Source organism: Amycolatopsis oliviviridis, from assembly GCF_014654365.1.
Classification (GTDB): Bacteria; Actinomycetota; Actinomycetes; order Mycobacteriales; family Pseudonocardiaceae; genus Amycolatopsis; species Amycolatopsis oliviviridis.
This window is the reverse complement of record NZ_BNAY01000004.1, coordinates 665,154-682,549: the sequence shown is the minus strand read 5'-3', so window position 1 is coordinate 682,549 and position 17,396 is coordinate 665,154. Positions and strand designations below refer to the sequence as shown.

Here is a 17,396-nt window from a genome sequence, read left to right as displayed (position 1 = left end):
ATCACGCGAGTTACGGCTCCAAGCACGCGAGTCACGAGTTGAAGCACGCCAGGGACGCGACGGCTGAAGCCCCGATTCGGGCGTTACGAAGCCTGGCGTCCTTTGTGGACCTCGTTCCCGTAGGACGGGGCGGTCAGCCCTTGAAGACGCTCTTCCGCTGCGAAAGGCGTTTGTACAGCGACTGCTGGATCGACTCCCGCACCTGGTCGGTCAGCGTGAACACCAGCATCGGGTCGTCCACGGCGTCCGCGTCGTAGGTGTCCGTGCGGATGGGCTCGCCGAATTCGATGCTCCACTTCGTCGGCAGCGGGATCGCGCCGAGCGGGCCGAGCAGCGGGAAGAACGGCGTCACCGGGAAGTACGGCAGGCCGAGCACCCGCGCGAGCAGCTTGATCTCGCCGACCTTCGGGTAGATCTCCTCCGCGCCGATGACCGACACGGGAATGATCGGCACCCCGGTCCGCAGCGCGGCCGAGACGAAACCACCGCGGCCGAACCGCTGCAGCTTGTACCGCGAGGAGAACGGTTTCCCGATCCCCTTGAACCCTTCCGGCCACACGCCGACGAGTTCTCCGTTGCGCAGCAAGCGTTCCGCGTCGGCGTTGCAGGCGAGCGTCTGCCCGGACTTGCGGGCGAAGGAGCCGACGAGCGGCACCTGGAACACCAGATCGGCGCCGAGGCCGCGCAGATGCCTGCCGCCGGGGACGTGGTCGTGCACGGCGACGGCGGTCATCAGCGCGTCGAGCGGCAACGTGCCGGAGTGGTTCGACACCAGCAGCGCGCCGCCGTCGGCAGGCAGGTTCTCGACGCCGAAGGTGTCGACCCGGAACCACTTCTCGTACAGCGCCCGCAACGGCGGCAGCAGCAGGGTTTCGGTGAGCTCGGAGTCGAAGCCGAACTCGTCGACGGTGTAGTCACCGGTCAACCGGTCCCGCAGGAACCCCAGCGCCGTCCGGAGCGAGGGCGGCAGGAGGTCCGCGTCGGCCGGACGTGTCCGGGCCGGCGAGACCCGCGCCGCCCCGGGGAACTCGACGACGGGCGCGTCCGCCCGGCGTTGGAGTTCCAGTTGTTCTCGCGCTTCGTCGGACTCGCGAAGATCCTGATCCGCCTGTGCGGCCGGGTCCGGCTTCTCTCTGCCGGGGCCGTGCAACGGGATGACCTGCGCTTCAGCGCCGCTCACGTCTTCCGCCTCGCCTTCGTGAGAGTTCTCGGAGTCGTTCTCGTAAGGCCTGCTCACCGGCTCGCCGCCTGCCCGGTCGCCGCTGCCACCAGGACCTTGCCCGCGAACCCGGCGAGCCTGCCGCCGTCCACCACGGGCCGGAGCCCGCGGCCGGTGATGTAGTCGTCGAACGCCTCCCGCGTCGTCCACCGCGGGGTGTAGCCGAACTCCTTCTTGAGCTTCGTGATGTCCACGACGCGGCCGAAGTTCAGCAGCCGGACCTGGTCGGCGGAGAAGTCGACCACCCTGGCTCCGCGCAGCACCTTGCCGACCGACGGGACGACCCCGCTGGGCATCGGCAGTTCGACCCGGCCCGCTCGCCGGATCGCCTGCGACAGCGTGAGTACCCCCTCCGAGCCGACATTGAACACGCCGGGTTTGTCGTTCAGCGTGGCCTGCTCGAACACCGACAGCGCGTCCGAAGCGTGTAGCAGCTGGATCCGGGCGTCGTAGCCGAAGACGGTCGGCACCACCGGCAGCGCGAAGTAGCGCGAGAGCACGGTGTCGATCTCCGGGCTGATGATGTTGGCGAACCGGAACAGCGTCGTCGTGATGTCGGGACGACGGCGCGTGAGCCCGCGGACGTAACCCTCCATCTCGACGGCGTCCTTCGCATACCCGCTGGTCGAGGTGGGGATGAGCTCGGAATCCTCGGTGAAGACGGCCTGTGAACGCGCGCCCGCGCCGTAGACGGCGGCCGTCGACTTCACCACGAGCTTGCGCACGAGCGGCGAGCGCTGGCAGGCCGCCAGGAGCCGCATCGTGCCGATGACGTTGACCTCTTTGATCGCCGTGCGCCGGGCGGGACCCGCCGGATGCGCAGTGCACGAGGCGTGCACGACGGTGTCGACCTCGGCCGTGCTGATCACCTTGGCGATCAGCGGATTGCGGATGTCGGCCCGGACGTATTCAGCGCGCCCCATACGCTGCAGCACCGACTTCTGCGGGGGCGTGGTGTCCACGCCGATCACCCGCTCGAACTCCGGATTGTTGCCGAGTCTGGCGAGCAGTTTCCCGCCAAGGTCTCCCCCGACCCCGGTCACGAGCACGATGTTCGACGGCATAGGACTCCCTGCGGCTTGCGGGCGGTTCTCGGACTTCGATCACGGGGTCCTGATGACCTTGAACGCGAATTGATCTACCGAGTGTGCGCGTACCTGCACTCACTGGAAGCATCGCGCGGCTGCCCTTGAGATGTTACCGCTCATTAGGGGTAGTCGAGTCAGCGCTTACATGCTATTAACCCGCCGCTCGCACAGGGGATGCACGTCTCACTCGAACGGGCGGAAAAGGTCCACTGAATGGGAGTGGCCCGTCCAGAACCTGGACGGGCCACTCACCGGCTGTGTCTTACTTGCCGGCCTTCCTACGCTGAACACGCGTCCGGCGCAGCAACTTGCGGTGCTTCTTCTTCGACATGCGCTTACGGCGCTTCTTGATCACAGAGCCCATCGAGAGCGCTCCTTCCTTCGTCGTCGGTCACGCTGCCCGGCGCAGCGTCCAACGGGTGGAGCGCACAGGCACGAGCGGTCTTCCAGGGTACTCGCGCCCCGGAAGACGCCCTCGGGCGGGCACGTTGTGCTCCGCGAAGCGAGCCTCAGCCCACGTCGAAGTACGCGCCTTGCAGATATTCGTGAACGGCCTTTTCGGGCACTCTGAACGACTTCCCCACGCGCACCGCGGGCAACTCGCCCGAGTGAACTAGGCGGTAGACGGTCATCTTGGAGACCCGCATCAGCGTGGCCACCTCGGCGACCGTCAGGAACTGGACCTGACCCACTGTGTTGACCTTGGCCAGGTCATCCTTCTTGTTCGGCGGCATGATTCACCGTGTCCTTCGACACGTGTCGCGCCACGAGGCTTCCCCACCTGTGGTATCGACACGCACGTGCTCTCCTGAGAGTAGCGGGACACGTGTGGCTAAAGCGACGCGAGTCACCGAGATGGGCCCGTCCGACTACGCATTTCGTCCTCTGAATGCGGTAGTTCGCCGGTGAACTACCGCATCCAGAGGACTAAACGCGGGGATCGTGGGCGCGGCCCAGCTCGGTCGAGCGGTCCTTCGCGGCCTCGATGGCGGCCAGGAGCGCCGCGCGGACGCCGTGCTTCTCCAGCTCGCGGATGGCGTTGATGGTCGTCCCGGCGGGCGAGGTGACGGCTTCGCGCAGCAGCACCGGGTGCTCGTCGGACTCGGCGAGCATCTTCGCCGCCCCGACCGCCGACTGGATGATCAGCTGCCCGGCGAGCGCGCGGGGCAGGCCGAGCAGGATCCCGGCGTCGATCATGGCCTCGACCAGGTAGAAGAAATACGCGGGCCCGGATCCGGACAGCGCCGTGACGGCGTCCTGCTGCGACTCCGGCACCTCGACGACCTGCCCGACGTGCGAAAGCAGCTCCTTCACCACCGCGATGTGCTCGGCGGTCGCGTGCGCACCCGCGGAGACGGCGCTCATCGCCTCACCGACGAGCATCGGGGTGTTCGGCATGACCCGCACCACTGGGATGCCCTCGGCCAGCCTGCGCTCGTACAGGGCGGTCGGCAGGCCCGCGCACAGCGAGACCACCAGCGAATCCTTGCCGAGCAACGGCGCGACCTCGTCCAGCACCGGGTCGATGTCCTGTGGCTTGACCGCGACGACCAGCACGTCGGCCCGGCTCGCGGCGTCGGCGACGGTGACCCCGTGCACGCCGTAGCGCTCGGTCAGCTCGGCCGCCCGCGCCGGATACCGCTCGGTGAACAGCAGGTCACCAGGGCTGTGCCCGCCGTGCAGCAGACCCGAAAGCAGGGCCTCCCCGATCTTCCCGGCACCCAGAACCGCGATCACGCTCATGCCGTTCAGCGTGCCAAACCGCCGTCAGCCGCCGGGCGCCGGGGCGAGCGCCAACTGACGCGCCTGGCAGACCAGCCTGCCCTGTGAGTCGACCACGACGGCGTCGGAGTCGAACCACGCCTCGTGCACCGACTGGGCCTGCACGATCACCCGCAGCCAGCCCGGCGCCGGCCGGGTGCGCAGCAACGCGGTCAGCTGCACGGTCGGCGCCCAGCCGACCCGGCCGAGGTTGTAGACCACCGGCGGGTTCACGTCGCTCGCGAGCAGCGCGAAGAACGGGTCGGGCAGACCGTGCCGCGGCCGGACCCACAGCCGGATCTTCGGCGGGTCGCCGATCCGGCCGTGCAGGTAGCCGACGCTCGCCGGATCGAGCCGGACCTCGCAGCCCTTCGCGAGGTTGAACAGGCCTTCGGACGTCTCCCCGGTGACGGGCACCGCGCCGGGCGGCGGCTCCGCGGGCATGGCCGGGACGTCGGTCCACTCCGGACGCCGCATCGGCAGCCGCCCGGTGGTCACCCTGGCCTCGACGCAACTGCGGCCCCGCTGTTCCAGCAGGACCGCGACGACCGAGGCGCGCCTTCCGACCTTCCGGACGTCCATGCGCAGCAGCACCGGCCCCACAGCGGGCGGATGCAGGAACTCCGCGCTGATCGCGAGAGGCTCGGACGGCGGCTCGCCGCGTTCGTGCAGGAACGCCAGCGCCGCCCTGGCCATCAACGCCATCAGGAAGCCGCCGTGCGGATTCCCGCCGATCGACCATTCGGTCCGCAATACCGCGGTGAACGTGCCGTCACCCAGTGATCTCGTCGCGCAAGCCGCGTCGAAGGAGGTGCCCGTTTCGTCGGCCGCGCTCACCGAGCACTGACCCAGGCCACGAGCCGATCCATCGGGGTGCGGGAGATCAACAAGCGCAGCTGGTTCACGGTCGGAACTTTACGTGTACCAGCGCCTCCGGCGCAGGGAGGAATGAATCTCCGCACCCGGGGACGATCTTTGTCACTGGCCGAGGTGGAGCCTCGCGAACAAGAGTGACTCCGCGAGATCCCTTGACCGCTGCGCCGCGTTCGGCGAACGGCGGGTGTTGATCTCCAAGACGATCTGTCCGGAGAAATCGCTGTTCACGAGCTTTTCGAGCAGTTCGGCGCAGGGTTCGATCCCGCGTCCGGGCACCAGGTGCTCGTCCTTCGGGAGCCCCGTGCCATCCGCCAGGTGGACGTGGGTGAGCCCGGAACCCATGCGTTCGGCGAGCGCGAGGGCGTCCATCCCGGCTGCCGCTGTATGGGACAGGTCGAGCGTGTAGTGGCGAAACCCTACGTCCGTAGGGTCGATCGACGGCCGGAACGCCGACACGCGCGAGGTCCGCGAGCCACCGGGCGGGCGGACCTTGAACATGTTCTCGACCGCGACCTCGATGCCGCTCTCTTCTTCGAGCTGGTCGACGAGGTCACCGAACGCGTCGCCGTAGCGGCGCTGCCAGCGGAACGGCGGATGCACCACGACCGTGCGCGCGCCCAGTTCCAGTGCCGCGTCCACGGACATCCGCAGGCGCACCTCGGGATCCGGCGACCACACGCGCTGGGTGATCAGCAGCGACGGCGAGTGGATCGACAGCACCGGCACCCCGGTGCGGCGCGACCAGCGGCGCAACGCGGAGACGTCCTGGCTGACCGGATCGGCCCAGACCATCACCTCGACCCCGTCGTAGCCGAGGTCGGCGGCCGCCTCGAAGGCGGCGCCCGCCCCCAACGGCCATACGGACGCGGTCGAGATGCCTACCGGAATCTGCTGAACCATTCCGGCATCCTTCCCGAGGCCGCTAACGAGCGACCAGCAGGAGTGCGGCCGGTGAGACCGTCACCACCAGACCGACCAGCACCGCGAGCACCAGGGTCTGCAGATCCTCCGCCTTGCGGATCTTCCGGACGATCCACACCAGCGCGACGATCACCAGCAACGCGGCGACCAGCGCGGCGGCGGGGAGCTTCACCCACAGCCAGTTGAAGCCCAGCCAGACGCCGGCACCGCCGACCACGCCGAGGGCGAGCTGACCGGCCAGCGCCAGCCACTGCTTGCCCGGTGAGGTGTTCTCGGCGGGTGCCGCGGGCTCGTCCTCCTCGACGGCGTCGACGTCCTCGGCCCGGTCGTCTTCGTAGTCGTCCTCGTACTCGTCGGCGCGGTACCCGTAGTCGTCACGGTCGAAGTCCGGATTCCCGTCGGGGTACGCCGGGTCGGCGAATTCGCGCTCGTACTCGTCGAGGTTGTCCTGCTGGCGCGTGCGGTCGTCGAGCGAATGCGGCGGCACGAACGGCATCGGGGCGGGGTGGCCCATGGTGGGCGGGCCCGCGTCGAACGGGTCCGGTTCGGGGTCGGCGTCCGGTTCGACGGGTGCGACCGGGGGCGGCACCGGCGGGATCCCGCCGATCTCGGTGTCTTCGGACTGCACCTTCTGCCTGCGCTTGCGCCATCCGGCGAGCCCCGCGGGCGGCGCCGCCGGCTCGACGGGCGCGGGCGCCTCGGGTTCGGCCCCGGGCGCGTCGCCGACCGCGGCGAACTGCTCCGTGCTCGGCTCGGCCTTCGGCTGTGGCGGGCGGGCCGCCGGACGACGGCGGCGCACCGGCTGCGCGGGCGGGGTCTGGAAGGCGCCGCTGGCCATCGGGCCGGGCTGGTCCTGGACGTCGTCGGGCGCGGCGTCGAGACCGTCGAGCCTCGCCGACAGGCCCGCGGACGGCGGTCCGGCGGGCGGCTCGGGACGACGGCGGACCGGCGGCACCGCGCCACGGGTCTCCTCCGGGCCCGCGGGCCGCGGACGGCCGCGGGGCGGCAGGCCCTCGGAGTCCGGCGGACGCTGCTGATAGCCGGACTGTTCCTGCGGCGGGGTCGGCCGGGCGAACTGGCCCGACTGCTGCGGCGGACGCTGCTGGTAACCGCTCTGCTCCTGCGGCGGGGTCGGTCGCGCGAACTGTCCCGACTGCTGCGGCGGCTGCGGCGGACGCTGCTGATAGCCGCTCTGCTCCTGCGGGGGCTGCGGCGGGCGCACCGGCGGCGTCTGCCGGGTGGGGGCGTTCGGCGGGACCGGCAACGGCGCGGAGTCCTGCTGCGGCGGCGGGACCGGGCGTGCGCCGGTGTCCTGCGGCGGAAGCGGCCGCGCGCCGGAATCTTGTGGCCGCGAGCGGCGCGGAGGACGGTTGGCCGGCGGCGGGGTGTCGCCGGACACCCTGTCGATGATCGCCTGCGGCGCGGTGTCGCTCACCGCCGGCGCGCGACGGCCGCGAGTGGGCTCGGGAGCCTCGTCCTCGTCGTCGGCCGCGCGGCGTCGCCTGCGGCGCCCGCCTTCGGGCTGGGCTCCGTGCTGCGCGAGCAGCTCCGCCACGGTCTTCTGTGGCTGGCCGCTCTCTGTCTCGTCCGTCATACCGTGCTGTCCAATGCGCGCTCCAGCCGTTGCGAACCGGCACGCGACGGGGCATCGGCGGCGTCGCGCGCGCTATCCACCGTCATCCGCATTTCCGTCACCTCTTCACCGTGCCCGTTCTCCGTCGACTAAGTCCAGTCGGGCGCTGCCGCCCACAGTCTCGTCCGCACCGTTCGAATGGTCCAGCCGTCGAAGGATGACACCTTCTCGCAGCGCCCACGGACAGATCTCCAGTTCTTCCAGGGAAAGCGCCCGCATGGTGGCTTGCGCGACGAGCGCGCCCGCCACCAGCTGATGCGACCTGCTCGCGCTGACCCCCTCGAGTTGTGCCAGGTCATGGGCGGTCATCCGGGAGATGAACGCGATGAGCTGGCGCAACGCGGTGTCGGTCAGGGTACGGCGCACATGCGGCCCGCTGGCCGACGGCGCCGCTCCGGTCAGCCGGGCGAGTGACCGGAAGGTCTTCGACGTCGCCACGACACGATCGGGTTCACCCAATTTGGCGACCTTCTTCGCGAGCGGGGCGAGTTGCTCTTCGAGCCACGCCGAAGTGGCGATGAGCTCCGAACGGGTCGGCGGGTCGTGATGGAACCGCGTCCGGGTGGTCCGGCCCGCGCCGAGGGGAAGCGACTCGGCCAGATCCGGCTCCTCGTCCCGGCCCATCGCGACCTCCAGCGAGCCGCCGCCGATGTCGAGCACGAGCAGTTTTCCCGCCGACCAGCCGAACCAGCGGCGGACGGCGAGGAAGGTGAGCCGGGATTCGTCGATCCCGGAAAGCACCTTCAGTTCCACGCCGGTCTGCTCTTGGACCTTCGCCAGCACCTTCGGGGCGTTCTTGGCTTCGCGGACGGCCGAGGTGGCGAACGCCATGACCTCTTCGCAGCCGAGCCTGGCCGCAGCCGCCTTCGCCGACTCGACCGCCCGCACGAGGCTGTCCGCGCCCGCCCGGCTCAGGTCGCCGGTGCGGGTGATCTGCTCGGCGAGCCGCAGGACGGCCTTTTCGGAATGCATCGGGGTCGGGTGGGCGCCACGGTGGGCGTCGACCACGAGCAGGTGGACGGTGTTGGAACCGACGTCGAGTACCCCTAGGCGCACGAGCGTCTACGGTACCCGCCCCCACGTCAGGTCACGAAACCGTAACCGTGATCTGTATCTCTTGGGATTCCCGTGAAGGCCCCCTTTCCTCGGCTGAGCCGAGGAAAGGGGGCCTTCACGCGCTTGCTCACGTCTCGAACTTGTAGCCCAGCCCACGCACGGTGACCAGGTGCCGGGGCGAACCCGGGTCCGGTTCGATCTTCGACCGCAGGCGCTTCACGTGGACGTCCAGCGTCTTGGTGTCGCCGACGTAGTCCGCGCCCCACACCCGGTCGATCAGCTGCCCGCGGGTGAGCACGCGGCCCACGTTGCGCAGCAGGTATTCGAGGAGGTCGAACTCCTTGAGCGGCAAGGAGACCTCCTGGCCGTCGACGGTCACCACGTGCCGCTCGACGTCCATCCGCACCGGACCGGCGGTCAGCACCAGGGGCGCCAGATCGCCTTCGGAGCCCGGCTCGCCGCCGCGGCGCAGCACCGCCCGCACCCGCGCGATGAGCTCACGGGCCGAGTACGGCTTGGTGACGTAGTCGTCGGCGCCCAGTTCCAGCCCGACGACCTTGTCGATCTCGCTGTCGCGCGCGGTCACCATGATCACCGGCACCGCGGAACGCTGCCGGAGCTGTTTGCAGACGTCGGTGCCGCTCATGCCCGGGAGCATGAGGTCGAGCAGGACGATGTCGGCGCCGTTGCGGTCGAACTCCTCGAGCGCCTGCTGCCCCGTCACGGCGACGGCGGCGGTGAAGCCCTCCTTGCGGAGCAAGAACGCGAGCGGGTCGGCGAACGACTCTTCGTCCTCGACGATGAGAACCCTCGTCACAGGTTTCCTCCATGGTCGGGGCTTTCTTGCCCTGTTGCCACGAGACGGGGTGTCCGCTCGGGGGTCTTTTCCGGCCGGGACACCGGCGGGGCCTGTTTCGCGGCCGCCGCCGGTTCGGCACCGATATGCGCGGGGATCCGCAGGGTGAACGTCGATCCGGTGCCGGGACGGCTCCAGAGGCCGACCGAACCACCGTGGTTGGCGGCCACGTGCTTGACGATCGCCAGCCCGAGGCCGGTGCCGCCGGTCGCCCGCGAGCGCGCCTTGTCCGACCGGAAGAACCGTTCGAACACGCGCTGCTGCTCGTCCTCGGCGATGCCGATGCCGCGGTCGGTCACCGCGATCTCGACCTTGCCGTCCACCAGTCGCCTGCTGATCGACACCGGGCTGCCCGCCGGCGAGTACGCGACGGCGTTCTCCAGCAGGTTCGACAGCGCGGTGACCATCAGCGTCCGGTCACCCTCGATGAGCAGCCCGCTGGCGGCGTCGGTGGTGATGGTGATCTCGGCGGATTCCGCCGACAGCGTCGTCCGGCCGAGCGCCTCGCGGACGACGGCGTCGACCTCGACGACGTTCAGGTCGGGCAGCCGTTCGGCGCCCTGCAGCCGCGACAGCGCGATCAGTTCGGTGACGAGCTGCCCGAGCCGGGTCGATTCGCGGAGGATCTTGCCGCCGAACCGGCGGACCTCCTCGACGTCCTCCGCGGCGTCGAGGACGGCCTCGGTGAGCAGCGCGATCGCGCCCACCGGCGTCTTCAGTTCGTGGCTGACGTTCGCGACGAAGTCCCGCCGGACGGCTTCGAGACGGATCGCTTCGGAGTGGTCGACGGCCTCGACCACGGTGAACCCGTCGCCGAGCGGACGAACCTCGCCGAGGACGGCTTCGGGCTGACGGCCTCGCGCCTCCAGCGGGGAGAGGTCGATCTCCATCGGTTCGTCGGTCTCGACCACCTGCTCGGCGGCCTTGCGGGCCCGCGGATCGGCCTGGTTGACCTTCACCAGGCCCAGCTCGTAGGCGCGCGGGTTGTGCAGGACCATGTCACCGAATCTGTTGAGGACGACGACCCCGTTGTTGCTGGAACGCACGAGACGTTCGAGCAGTTCGGCCACGGTGGGGCCGGTCGGGCGCCGCTCCTCGCGGCGGGCGCGGCCCCTCGCGATCAGGAAGCCGACGACCACACCGACGATCAGTCCGCCGATGGCCAGGGCGAGTGCAACAGGCGTGGTCACAGGGGAATCGTAAGCGTGCGGGTAGCCTTTTGGCCTAGTCCCGGCCGCGTACTCGTGATGCCTATGACACCTCCCGAAGCCCTGTTCGCCTGCAGGTCAGCCGCCGTTCACGTGGCCGATCCCTGGTCGAGATCTCCCGGGTGAGGCGGGTCACCCGAAGCGGGGACATCGGCGGAGGCCGGTGCCCGGTTCCCGACTTTCGTCGTGATCTTCCGGGCAGTGTTCCTCCCGCGCGGGGGGCGAATAGCGACGTTCCCGTCACGGCTGCCGGGGAATGTTGGAAGACTGTCGCCGTGGAACTCGTCAGTGACATCTCCCTGATTCGCGGAGAAGAAGAGCTGTTCGACCGGACGGCTCATCTGTTCGTCGCGGCGACCGACATCGCGTGCGCGGCCGACGACCTCTACACCTGGGCGCTCTCCCGGCCGTCGCTCACCCGGCAGGGCGAACGGCTGCTGCGCGGCAAGCGGATCCGCAAGCTGTACCGCCCCGGCGTCCTGCTGAACGAGCAGACCGCCCGGCATCTGCACCATCTCTCCGGCCTCGGCGCGCAGATCCGGATCGGCACCGAGGAGATCAACGAGACGATCCTGCTCGACGAGCGCGTCGCGATCATGGCGGGCGACGAGGGCAAGGCGGTGCGCTCCTACAGCGTCATCTCGCGCCCGGAGCTGGTCCAGGGCATCCTGTCGCTGTTCGAAACCGCGTGGCGGGCGGCCACCACGCTGGAGACGTTCGACGCGCGGTTCGCCGACATCCGGAAGGAGACGCCGCAGATGCTCGAATTCCTGACCACCGGATGCAAGGACGACAAGGCGGCGAAGAGCCTCGGCATGGGTGTGCGCACCTATCAGCGGCGGGTCTCGGAACTGCTGGTCGCGCTCGGCGTGACGTCACGGCTCCAGGTCGACGCGCGGGCGAGGGAACTCGGCCTGCTGTGAAACGCTGGGCGGGATTCGTGCTGCTGCTCGCGCTCGCGGGCTGCGCCACCACGGTCTCCGGTACCGCCCGGCCCGAACCGGAAACCCCGCCTTCGAATCTCGCGCTGATCGATCCCGCGCGGACCGCGTCGGTCCTGACCACGGTGAAGACGGCCACCGAAGCGGTGTTCTCCTACGACAGCACCGCCGCGCCCGCCTACGACAAGGCACTCGCCGAGAACCTGTCTCCAGGAGCGCGTGAAGAGCTGGCGAAGCTGTTCGCCCAGATCCGGAACTCGCCGGAGCCGATCAAACTCGTCACCCGGGTGATCGTGTCGGCCGCCGTCGAGCAGACGGCGGACAAGGCGAGCGTGCTGACCGTGCTCGACCAGAGCAGCAGCCGGGCGGGTGCCACCACCAAGGGCATGGCGTCGGTGCTGCTCACGGCGGCACGCGAGGGCGAACGCTGGCGGATCGGCGAGATCAAGGTGAATCCGTCCGTGCCGCCGCCCGCGGCGGAGAAACCGGGCGCGGGAGACCGCGCGATCGCGCGAGTGCGGGACTCCGCCCGAGACGGCGCGCTACGCGCCGCCGAGGCCCTGCTGACCGTGAATCCGGCCGATCCCGAAGGCACCTACGCCCGCTACGAGTCCGTGTCGACCGGACAACTGCTGACCCAGTTCCAGCAGGACAAGGCGGCGCGGCTCGACCGGATCCGGACCGGGGGCGCGAAATCGGCGCTGTCGCCGAACCCCGCCGCCGCGGTCATGGAGGTCGTGGACGACAAGGCGAGCGTGCTGCTCTACGCGGCGACGGACGTCACGGACGCGGCGGGGCAGGCTTCGAAGAAGTACCTGCCGCTCGTCCTGCGGCTTCAGCGGCTGCCCGAAGGCTGGAAGGCCGCCGGTATCGAATCCGTCCAGCCCCTGCCGTAACGCATTTCGTCCTCTGAATGCGGTACTTGCGTGTGCAACTACCGCATCCAGAGGACGAAATGCGTGAGATCAACGCGCGACAGAGATCAACGGCCTTGGTTGGCGACGGCGGCCGCGGCTTCCTTTGCGGCTTCCGGGTCCAGGTAGGTCCCGCCGGCGGTGACCGGCTTGAGGTCCTCGGTGAGGTCGTAGCGCAGCGGGATGCCGGTCGGGATGTTGAGCCCGGCGATGGCGTCGTCGGAGATGCCGTCGAGGTGCTTCACCAGCGCCCGCAGCGAGTTGCCGTGCGCGGCGACCAGCACGGTCTTGCCCGCGCGCAGATCCGGCACGATCGCGGACTCCCAGTACGGCAGCAGCCGCACGACGACGTCCTTGAGGCATTCGGTCAGCGGGGCGGCGTCGCCGAGGTCGGCGTAGCGCGCGTCGCCGGACTGGCTGAACTCGTCGGCCGGGTCGATCGGCGGCGGCGGGGTGTCGTAGGAACGGCGCCAGAGCATGAACTGCTCCTCGCCGAACTCGTCCAGGGTCTGCTTCTTGTTCTTGCCCTGCAGGGCGCCGTAGTGCCGCTCGTTGAGGCGCCAGTCACGCTTCACCGGGATCCAGTGCCGGTCGGCGGCGTCGAGCGCAAGGTTGGCGGTGGAGATCGCCCGGCGCATCAGCGACGTGTGGACGACGTCCGGCAGCAGGCCGGACTCGGCGAGCAGCTGCCCGCCCTTGCGCGCCTCCTGCTCGCCCTGGTCGGACAGCGGCACGTCCACCCAGCCGGTGAACAGGTTTTCGGCGTTCCACGTGCTCTGCCCGTGACGCAGCAGCACCAGAGTCCCAAGCTCAGCCATGTGGTCAGCCTGCCAGAGTGAGCGGAAGCGCCGGTCAGAGGGCTGGGATTGCGCTTTCTTCTACGGAGAGTGCGTTACCCGCGAGTAACACCTTCACCCGTCCAGAAGACGGGTTGCCAACAAGTCCAAATCCCCGGAAATCAGGCTGCACTCCGTTATCCCGGTTTTCAAAGTTCACTCGAACAGAGTAACCGGTAGTCTTGTGATTACAGGTGGAGATCTGACAGGTTGACTAAGTCCCGCGCGGCCGGATTCCACGCACTCCCCGGCTCGACGCGGGTGACGACCGCGACTCGTCTCCCCCCTGCCGAGTCGCGGCGCCCGCCGGCCCCGTTGGCATCCCCCTCGTCACCGGGTCCACCTTGGCGGGAACTTCAGCGGGGCGGCTCGAGATCGCGACTCCCCCCTCCCTCGAGCCGTCCCGCCTGTTCATCTTCAGTCCAGCGGGGGCGCGGACGGCAGATCCGAAGCGGTCGCCATCGCCGGTTCCGCCGGACGACGCCGCTTGCGCAGCCACCACACCAGCGCCGCCGCGGGGACGCCGAAGACCAGCAGGAAGGGCGCCATCGCGCCGATCACGGTCAGCAGGCCGCCACCGAAGGTCAGGAACGCGTCCCAGCCGTTGGCGAGACCGCCGAAGAACCCGTTGCGGGATTCCTCCTCCGCCACCACCGTCTCCGCCTTCACCTGCAGCGAGATCGTCGACATGGCGACACTTCCGGCGAGGCTCTCACGTCGCTTCTGGAGAGACTCGAGTTCGGCCTCACGGCTCGTCAGCTCGCTCTCCACGGAGGCGATCTCCGAAACCGACGTCGCCCTCGCGAGCAGCGCGCGGATGCGCTCGACGCTCGCCCGCTGGGTGGCCAGCCTCGATTCGATGTCGACCATCTGCTCGGTCACATCCGTCGCGGTGACCTCGCGCCGGACCTGCTTCCCGAGCTTCCCCAGCTGGTCCAGGACTCCGTCGAGGCGATCGGAGGGCACGACGATGTTGACCGACGCGCGCTTCTCCTGGGTGCTCTCCTGCCCGGTGTAACCGGCGGCGCCCTGCGTGATGACGCGGACCTGCGAGATCACGTCGGCGACGTTCGGCGCGGTGAGCTCCAGGCTCGCCGTGCGCACCAGCTTGCGGTCGGTGATCCCCGGCTGCCCGGCGGGCGCCGGGCCTTTGTCCGAACCCGCCCGGCCGGCGCTGTCAGAGCTCTCCTTGTTCGGCGCGCCCTGATTCGGCCCGCCTTGATTCGGTGCGGCTTGTTTTCCGTCGGCCGTCATCGGCATCGCGGCCGATTCGCCACCGGACTCGCTCGCCGAGCAGCCCGCCAGCGCCAGCGCGACGCCGACGACGGCCACCCATCTCACTCGCTTGTACATCGAACCGTCTCCCTCCAGTGCTGCGGAGAGAGACGGAGGCGCGCTCAGCGCGGTTGCACCATCCGGGTCACGAGTCGGTCAAGGCTCCGGGTTCGTGCCCGTTCGCGGGCTCGACGAGATGTTTGAACGCCTCCAGGTTCGCCAGCGACTCCCCACGCGAGACACGCCAGTCCCATTCGCGTTTGATCGATGCGGCGAACCCGAGTTCCAGAAGCGTGTTGAAGTCGCCGTCGGCGGCTTCCAGCACCTGCCCGAGGATCTTGTCCAATTCGGACTCGGTCACCGTGTCCAGGCCGAACCGGCCGACCAGGTAGATGTCGCCCATGGCGTCCACCGTGTAGTGCACGCCGTACAGCTTCGCGTTGCGGCGCAAGAGGAAACGGTAAACGTCCTCATGGGACTCATCGGGACGGCGGCAAACGAAGGCTTCGACGGCGAAGGCGTGGTCCCCGGCGACCAGCCAGCAGTTGGTCTGGAGTTTCTTGGTACCGGGCAACGTGACGAAGTACTTCCCTTCGCCCCGCCTGTCGTACTTCAGGCCCGCACTGTCCAAAGAGGACCGCAAGGTCTCGTCGAGCGTCAAACCGCCACCTCCGCGCGCTGTTCGAGGGCACGCCGGAACGCGCCGGTAGCCTGAGCGTACGTGTCCAGCAGGCGGTCCGTCGTCCGGCGCCAGGAGAAGCGCCGCGCGTGCACGACGGCGTTGGCCGAAAGTTCGGCGCGCCAACCGGGCCGCAACGCGACGTTCGCGAGCGCGCCCGCCCAGTCCTTCGGATCGTGCGAAGGCACCAGCAGCCCGGAGACACCGTGCGGGACCGCGACCGGCAGCCCGCCGACCTCGGCCGCGATCACCGGCGTCCCGCAGGCCTGCGCTTCGAGCGCGACCAGCCCGAACGACTCGTTGTAGCTCGGCACGGCGACCAGGTCGGCCGCGCGGTAGACATTGACCAGCGACCGGCCCGGCTGCGGCGGCATGAACCGGGTCTGTTCCTCGATCCCGAGGGAGACGGCCAGCTCGCGCAGTGCCTGCGGCTGCTCCAGCCCGGTCCCGGACGGGCCGCCGACGATCAGCACCACCAGCCGCGACGCCAGCTCCGGGCGTTCGCGCAGCATCTCGGCCGCGGCCAGCAGGAGGACGTCGGGCGCCTTCAACGGCTGGATCCGGCCCGCGAAGGCCAGCACGATCGCGTCCGGCGGCAGGCCGAGCGCCTGGCGCGCGGCCGACCGGGAACCGGGGGTGAAGCGGTCGAGGTCGACCCCGGGCGGAATGGCGTGCACGGCGCGCGGGTCGGCGTCGTACAGCTCGATCAGCTCGCGGGCCTCGACACGGGTGTTCGCGACCAGGCAGTCCGCCTCCTCGACGACCTGCTGTTCACCGATCACCCGGGTGCGCGGCTCGGGGGTGTCGCCCTCGGCCAGCGCGGCGTTCTTGACCTTGGCCAGGGTGTGCGCGGTGTGCACCAGCGGCACGCCCCAGCGGTCGCGGGCGAGCCAGCCCGCCTGACCGGAGAGCCAGTAGTGCGAATGGATGAGGTCGTAGTAGCCCGGCTCATGGAACGCCTCGGCCCGCAGCACCCCGGCGGTGAACGCGCACAGCTGCGCCGGCAGCTCGTCGCGTCCCAGCGGCTCGAACGGCCCGGCCGGGATGTGCCGGACCAGCACGCCGGGCGCCAGTTCGGCGATCGGAGGCTGATCCGAGGACGTCGCCCGCGTGAACACCTCGACCTCGACGCCGCGGCGGGCCATCTCGGTGGCCGTCTGGCTCACGTAGACGTTCATCCCGCCGGCGTCGCCGGTACCCGGCTGTTCCAGCGGAGAGGTGTGCAACGACAGCACCGCGACGCGCCTGGGCGCGGCGTCGAACCCGTGCAGAGGGATCGTCACCTGGTCAACACTCCTGAAGTCCTACTGATCGGCGAACCCGCGCAGCAGATCCCCGAACTCATCCGCTGCTTCGGCGAACGGCAGATGCCCCACCTCAGGTAACCAACGCAGAACGGCACCCGGAATCTTCCCGGCCGCGTAGTCCGCCGACGTCGGATCGATCACAGCGTCCGCGAGACCATGGACGATCAGCGCCGGTTTGTCCAGTTCGCGAAGAACGTCCTCGCTCCCGACGTCGCGGCGGAACAGCGCGGAGCGCACCGCGGGCGGGGTCGAAAGGCAGGCGCCGAGCAGCGACTGGGCGAGCGTCCCGGACACCGGGGCGGCGGTCATCCCCGCGCTGAACCGCACCAACGCGGGGATCGCGACCGCCGGATCGTCCGACAGCACCGCCGGGATGGCCTCGCGCATGGCGGGGCCGACCTTGCCGCCGGGCCGGTTCTTGCCGACTTCTGTGATCGCGCCCACAAGGACGACGCCGCCGAGCCGTGCGGGACCGTGCACGCGGAGGTAGTCGGTGATGACCAGGCCGCCGTAGGACCAGCCGACGACGATCGCGTCGTCTCCGGCGAAGTCGAGGACGGAGGCGAGGTCTTCGGCCCACACTCGCGGGTCGTCGTAGCCGGCGGAGGGCACTTCGGAGTCCCCGTGCCCGCGCAGGTCCATCGCGACCAGGCGGTACCGCTCGCTGAGCGAGGGGTCCACCAGCTGCGGCGCCCAGGCCCTGGCCGACTGGGCCCAGCCGTGCACGAACACGATCGGGCGGGTGTTCTCGGCGCCCTCGACCCACAGTCCGATGCGGGTCCCGCCGTAGCCGACTACCTCGGTCTTCATGCCTGCACTTTATGGG

18 protein-coding genes are annotated in these 17,396 nt (G+C 69.7%); 2 read left to right on the top strand and 16 right to left on the bottom strand.

Features of this window, described 5'->3' with window-relative positions; translation table 11 throughout:
• Positions 1-133 precede the first annotated feature (133 nt).
• The 11 genes from IE302_RS21230 to IE302_RS21180 form a co-directional block, all read right to left on the bottom strand.
• Positions 134-1,237, bottom strand: coding sequence for a lysophospholipid acyltransferase family protein (locus IE302_RS21230; RefSeq protein WP_191256201.1), 1,104 nt, complete (start codon positions 1,235-1,237; stop codon positions 134-136).
• Complete coding sequence (locus tag IE302_RS21225) at positions 1,234-2,283, bottom strand: NAD-dependent epimerase/dehydratase family protein (protein ID WP_191256200.1); 1,050 nt, start codon at positions 2,281-2,283, stop codon at positions 1,234-1,236. The genes IE302_RS21230 and IE302_RS21225 overlap by 4 nt, the downstream gene beginning before the upstream one ends.
• Positions 2,284-2,569: 286 nt before the next feature.
• The gene (locus IE302_RS21220) at positions 2,570-2,671 is read right to left on the bottom strand and encodes a 30S ribosomal protein bS22 (RefSeq protein ID WP_007030867.1); all 102 of its coding nucleotides are present in this window, start codon (positions 2,669-2,671) and stop codon (positions 2,570-2,572) included.
• Between the two features lie 145 nt (positions 2,672-2,816).
• A complete protein-coding gene (locus IE302_RS21215; RefSeq protein ID WP_005151704.1) occupies positions 2,817-3,041 on the bottom strand; it encodes a helix-turn-helix domain-containing protein in 225 nt (74 codons plus the stop codon).
• Between the two features lie 193 nt (positions 3,042-3,234).
• On the bottom strand, positions 3,235-4,050 hold the full coding sequence (gene proC / locus IE302_RS21210; RefSeq protein WP_191256199.1) for a pyrroline-5-carboxylate reductase: 816 nt from the start codon (positions 4,048-4,050) through the stop codon (positions 3,235-3,237).
• Positions 4,051-4,074: 24 nt separating this feature from the next.
• On the bottom strand, positions 4,075-4,905 hold the full coding sequence (locus IE302_RS21205) for a thioesterase family protein (RefSeq protein ID WP_191256198.1): 831 nt from the start codon (positions 4,903-4,905) through the stop codon (positions 4,075-4,077).
• Between the two features lie 141 nt (positions 4,906-5,046).
• Positions 5,047-5,844, bottom strand: a complete 798-nt coding sequence (locus IE302_RS21200) for a sugar phosphate isomerase/epimerase family protein (RefSeq protein WP_191256197.1) — start codon at positions 5,842-5,844, stop codon at positions 5,047-5,049.
• A gap of 22 nt (positions 5,845-5,866) precedes the next feature.
• Positions 5,867-7,459, bottom strand: a complete 1,593-nt coding sequence (locus IE302_RS21195; protein WP_191256196.1) for an Rv0497 family membrane protein — start codon at positions 7,457-7,459, stop codon at positions 5,867-5,869.
• 105 nt (positions 7,460-7,564) lie between these two features.
• On the bottom strand, positions 7,565-8,554 hold the full coding sequence (locus IE302_RS21190; protein WP_191256195.1) for a Ppx/GppA family phosphatase: 990 nt from the start codon (positions 8,552-8,554) through the stop codon (positions 7,565-7,567).
• Positions 8,555-8,681: 127 nt separating this feature from the next.
• A complete protein-coding gene (locus tag IE302_RS21185; protein ID WP_005167072.1) occupies positions 8,682-9,371 on the bottom strand; it encodes a response regulator in 690 nt (229 codons plus the stop codon).
• On the bottom strand, positions 9,368-10,600 hold the full coding sequence (locus IE302_RS21180) for a sensor histidine kinase (RefSeq protein ID WP_191256194.1): 1,233 nt from the start codon (positions 10,598-10,600) through the stop codon (positions 9,368-9,370). Before IE302_RS21180 ends, IE302_RS21185 begins: the two co-directional genes overlap by 4 nt.
• A 293-nt stretch (positions 10,601-10,893) precedes the next feature.
• On the opposite strand from IE302_RS21180, the gene IE302_RS21175 reads away from it, so the two are divergent.
• The gene (locus IE302_RS21175; RefSeq protein WP_191256193.1) at positions 10,894-11,541 is read left to right on the top strand and encodes a DNA-binding response regulator; all 648 of its coding nucleotides are present in this window, start codon (positions 10,894-10,896) and stop codon (positions 11,539-11,541) included.
• A complete protein-coding gene (locus IE302_RS21170; RefSeq protein WP_191256192.1) occupies positions 11,538-12,455 on the top strand; it encodes a hypothetical protein in 918 nt (305 codons plus the stop codon). The genes IE302_RS21175 and IE302_RS21170 overlap by 4 nt, the downstream gene beginning before the upstream one ends.
• A gap of 86 nt (positions 12,456-12,541) precedes the next feature.
• Here IE302_RS21170 and IE302_RS21165 read toward each other — a convergent pair whose 3' ends face one another.
• The 5 genes from IE302_RS21165 to IE302_RS21145 form a co-directional block, all read right to left on the bottom strand.
• Positions 12,542-13,291 (bottom strand): phosphoglyceromutase, encoded by a 750-nt coding sequence (locus tag IE302_RS21165; protein ID WP_191256191.1) that lies wholly within the window; start codon positions 13,289-13,291, stop codon positions 12,542-12,544.
• A gap of 435 nt (positions 13,292-13,726) precedes the next feature.
• On the bottom strand, positions 13,727-14,662 hold the full coding sequence (locus tag IE302_RS21160) for a DUF4349 domain-containing protein (RefSeq protein ID WP_191256190.1): 936 nt from the start codon (positions 14,660-14,662) through the stop codon (positions 13,727-13,729).
• Between the two features lie 67 nt (positions 14,663-14,729).
• Positions 14,730-15,245, bottom strand: coding sequence for a type III secretion system chaperone family protein (locus IE302_RS21155; RefSeq protein ID WP_191256189.1), 516 nt, complete (start codon positions 15,243-15,245; stop codon positions 14,730-14,732).
• Positions 15,242-16,546 (bottom strand): D-inositol-3-phosphate glycosyltransferase, encoded by a 1,305-nt coding sequence (gene mshA, locus IE302_RS21150; protein ID WP_191256188.1) that lies wholly within the window; start codon positions 16,544-16,546, stop codon positions 15,242-15,244. Before mshA ends, IE302_RS21155 begins: the two co-directional genes overlap by 4 nt.
• 21 nt (positions 16,547-16,567) lie before the next feature.
• A complete protein-coding gene (locus IE302_RS21145) occupies positions 16,568-17,380 on the bottom strand; it encodes an alpha/beta fold hydrolase (protein ID WP_191256187.1) in 813 nt (270 codons plus the stop codon).
• Between the last annotated feature and the right edge of the window lie 16 nt (positions 17,381-17,396).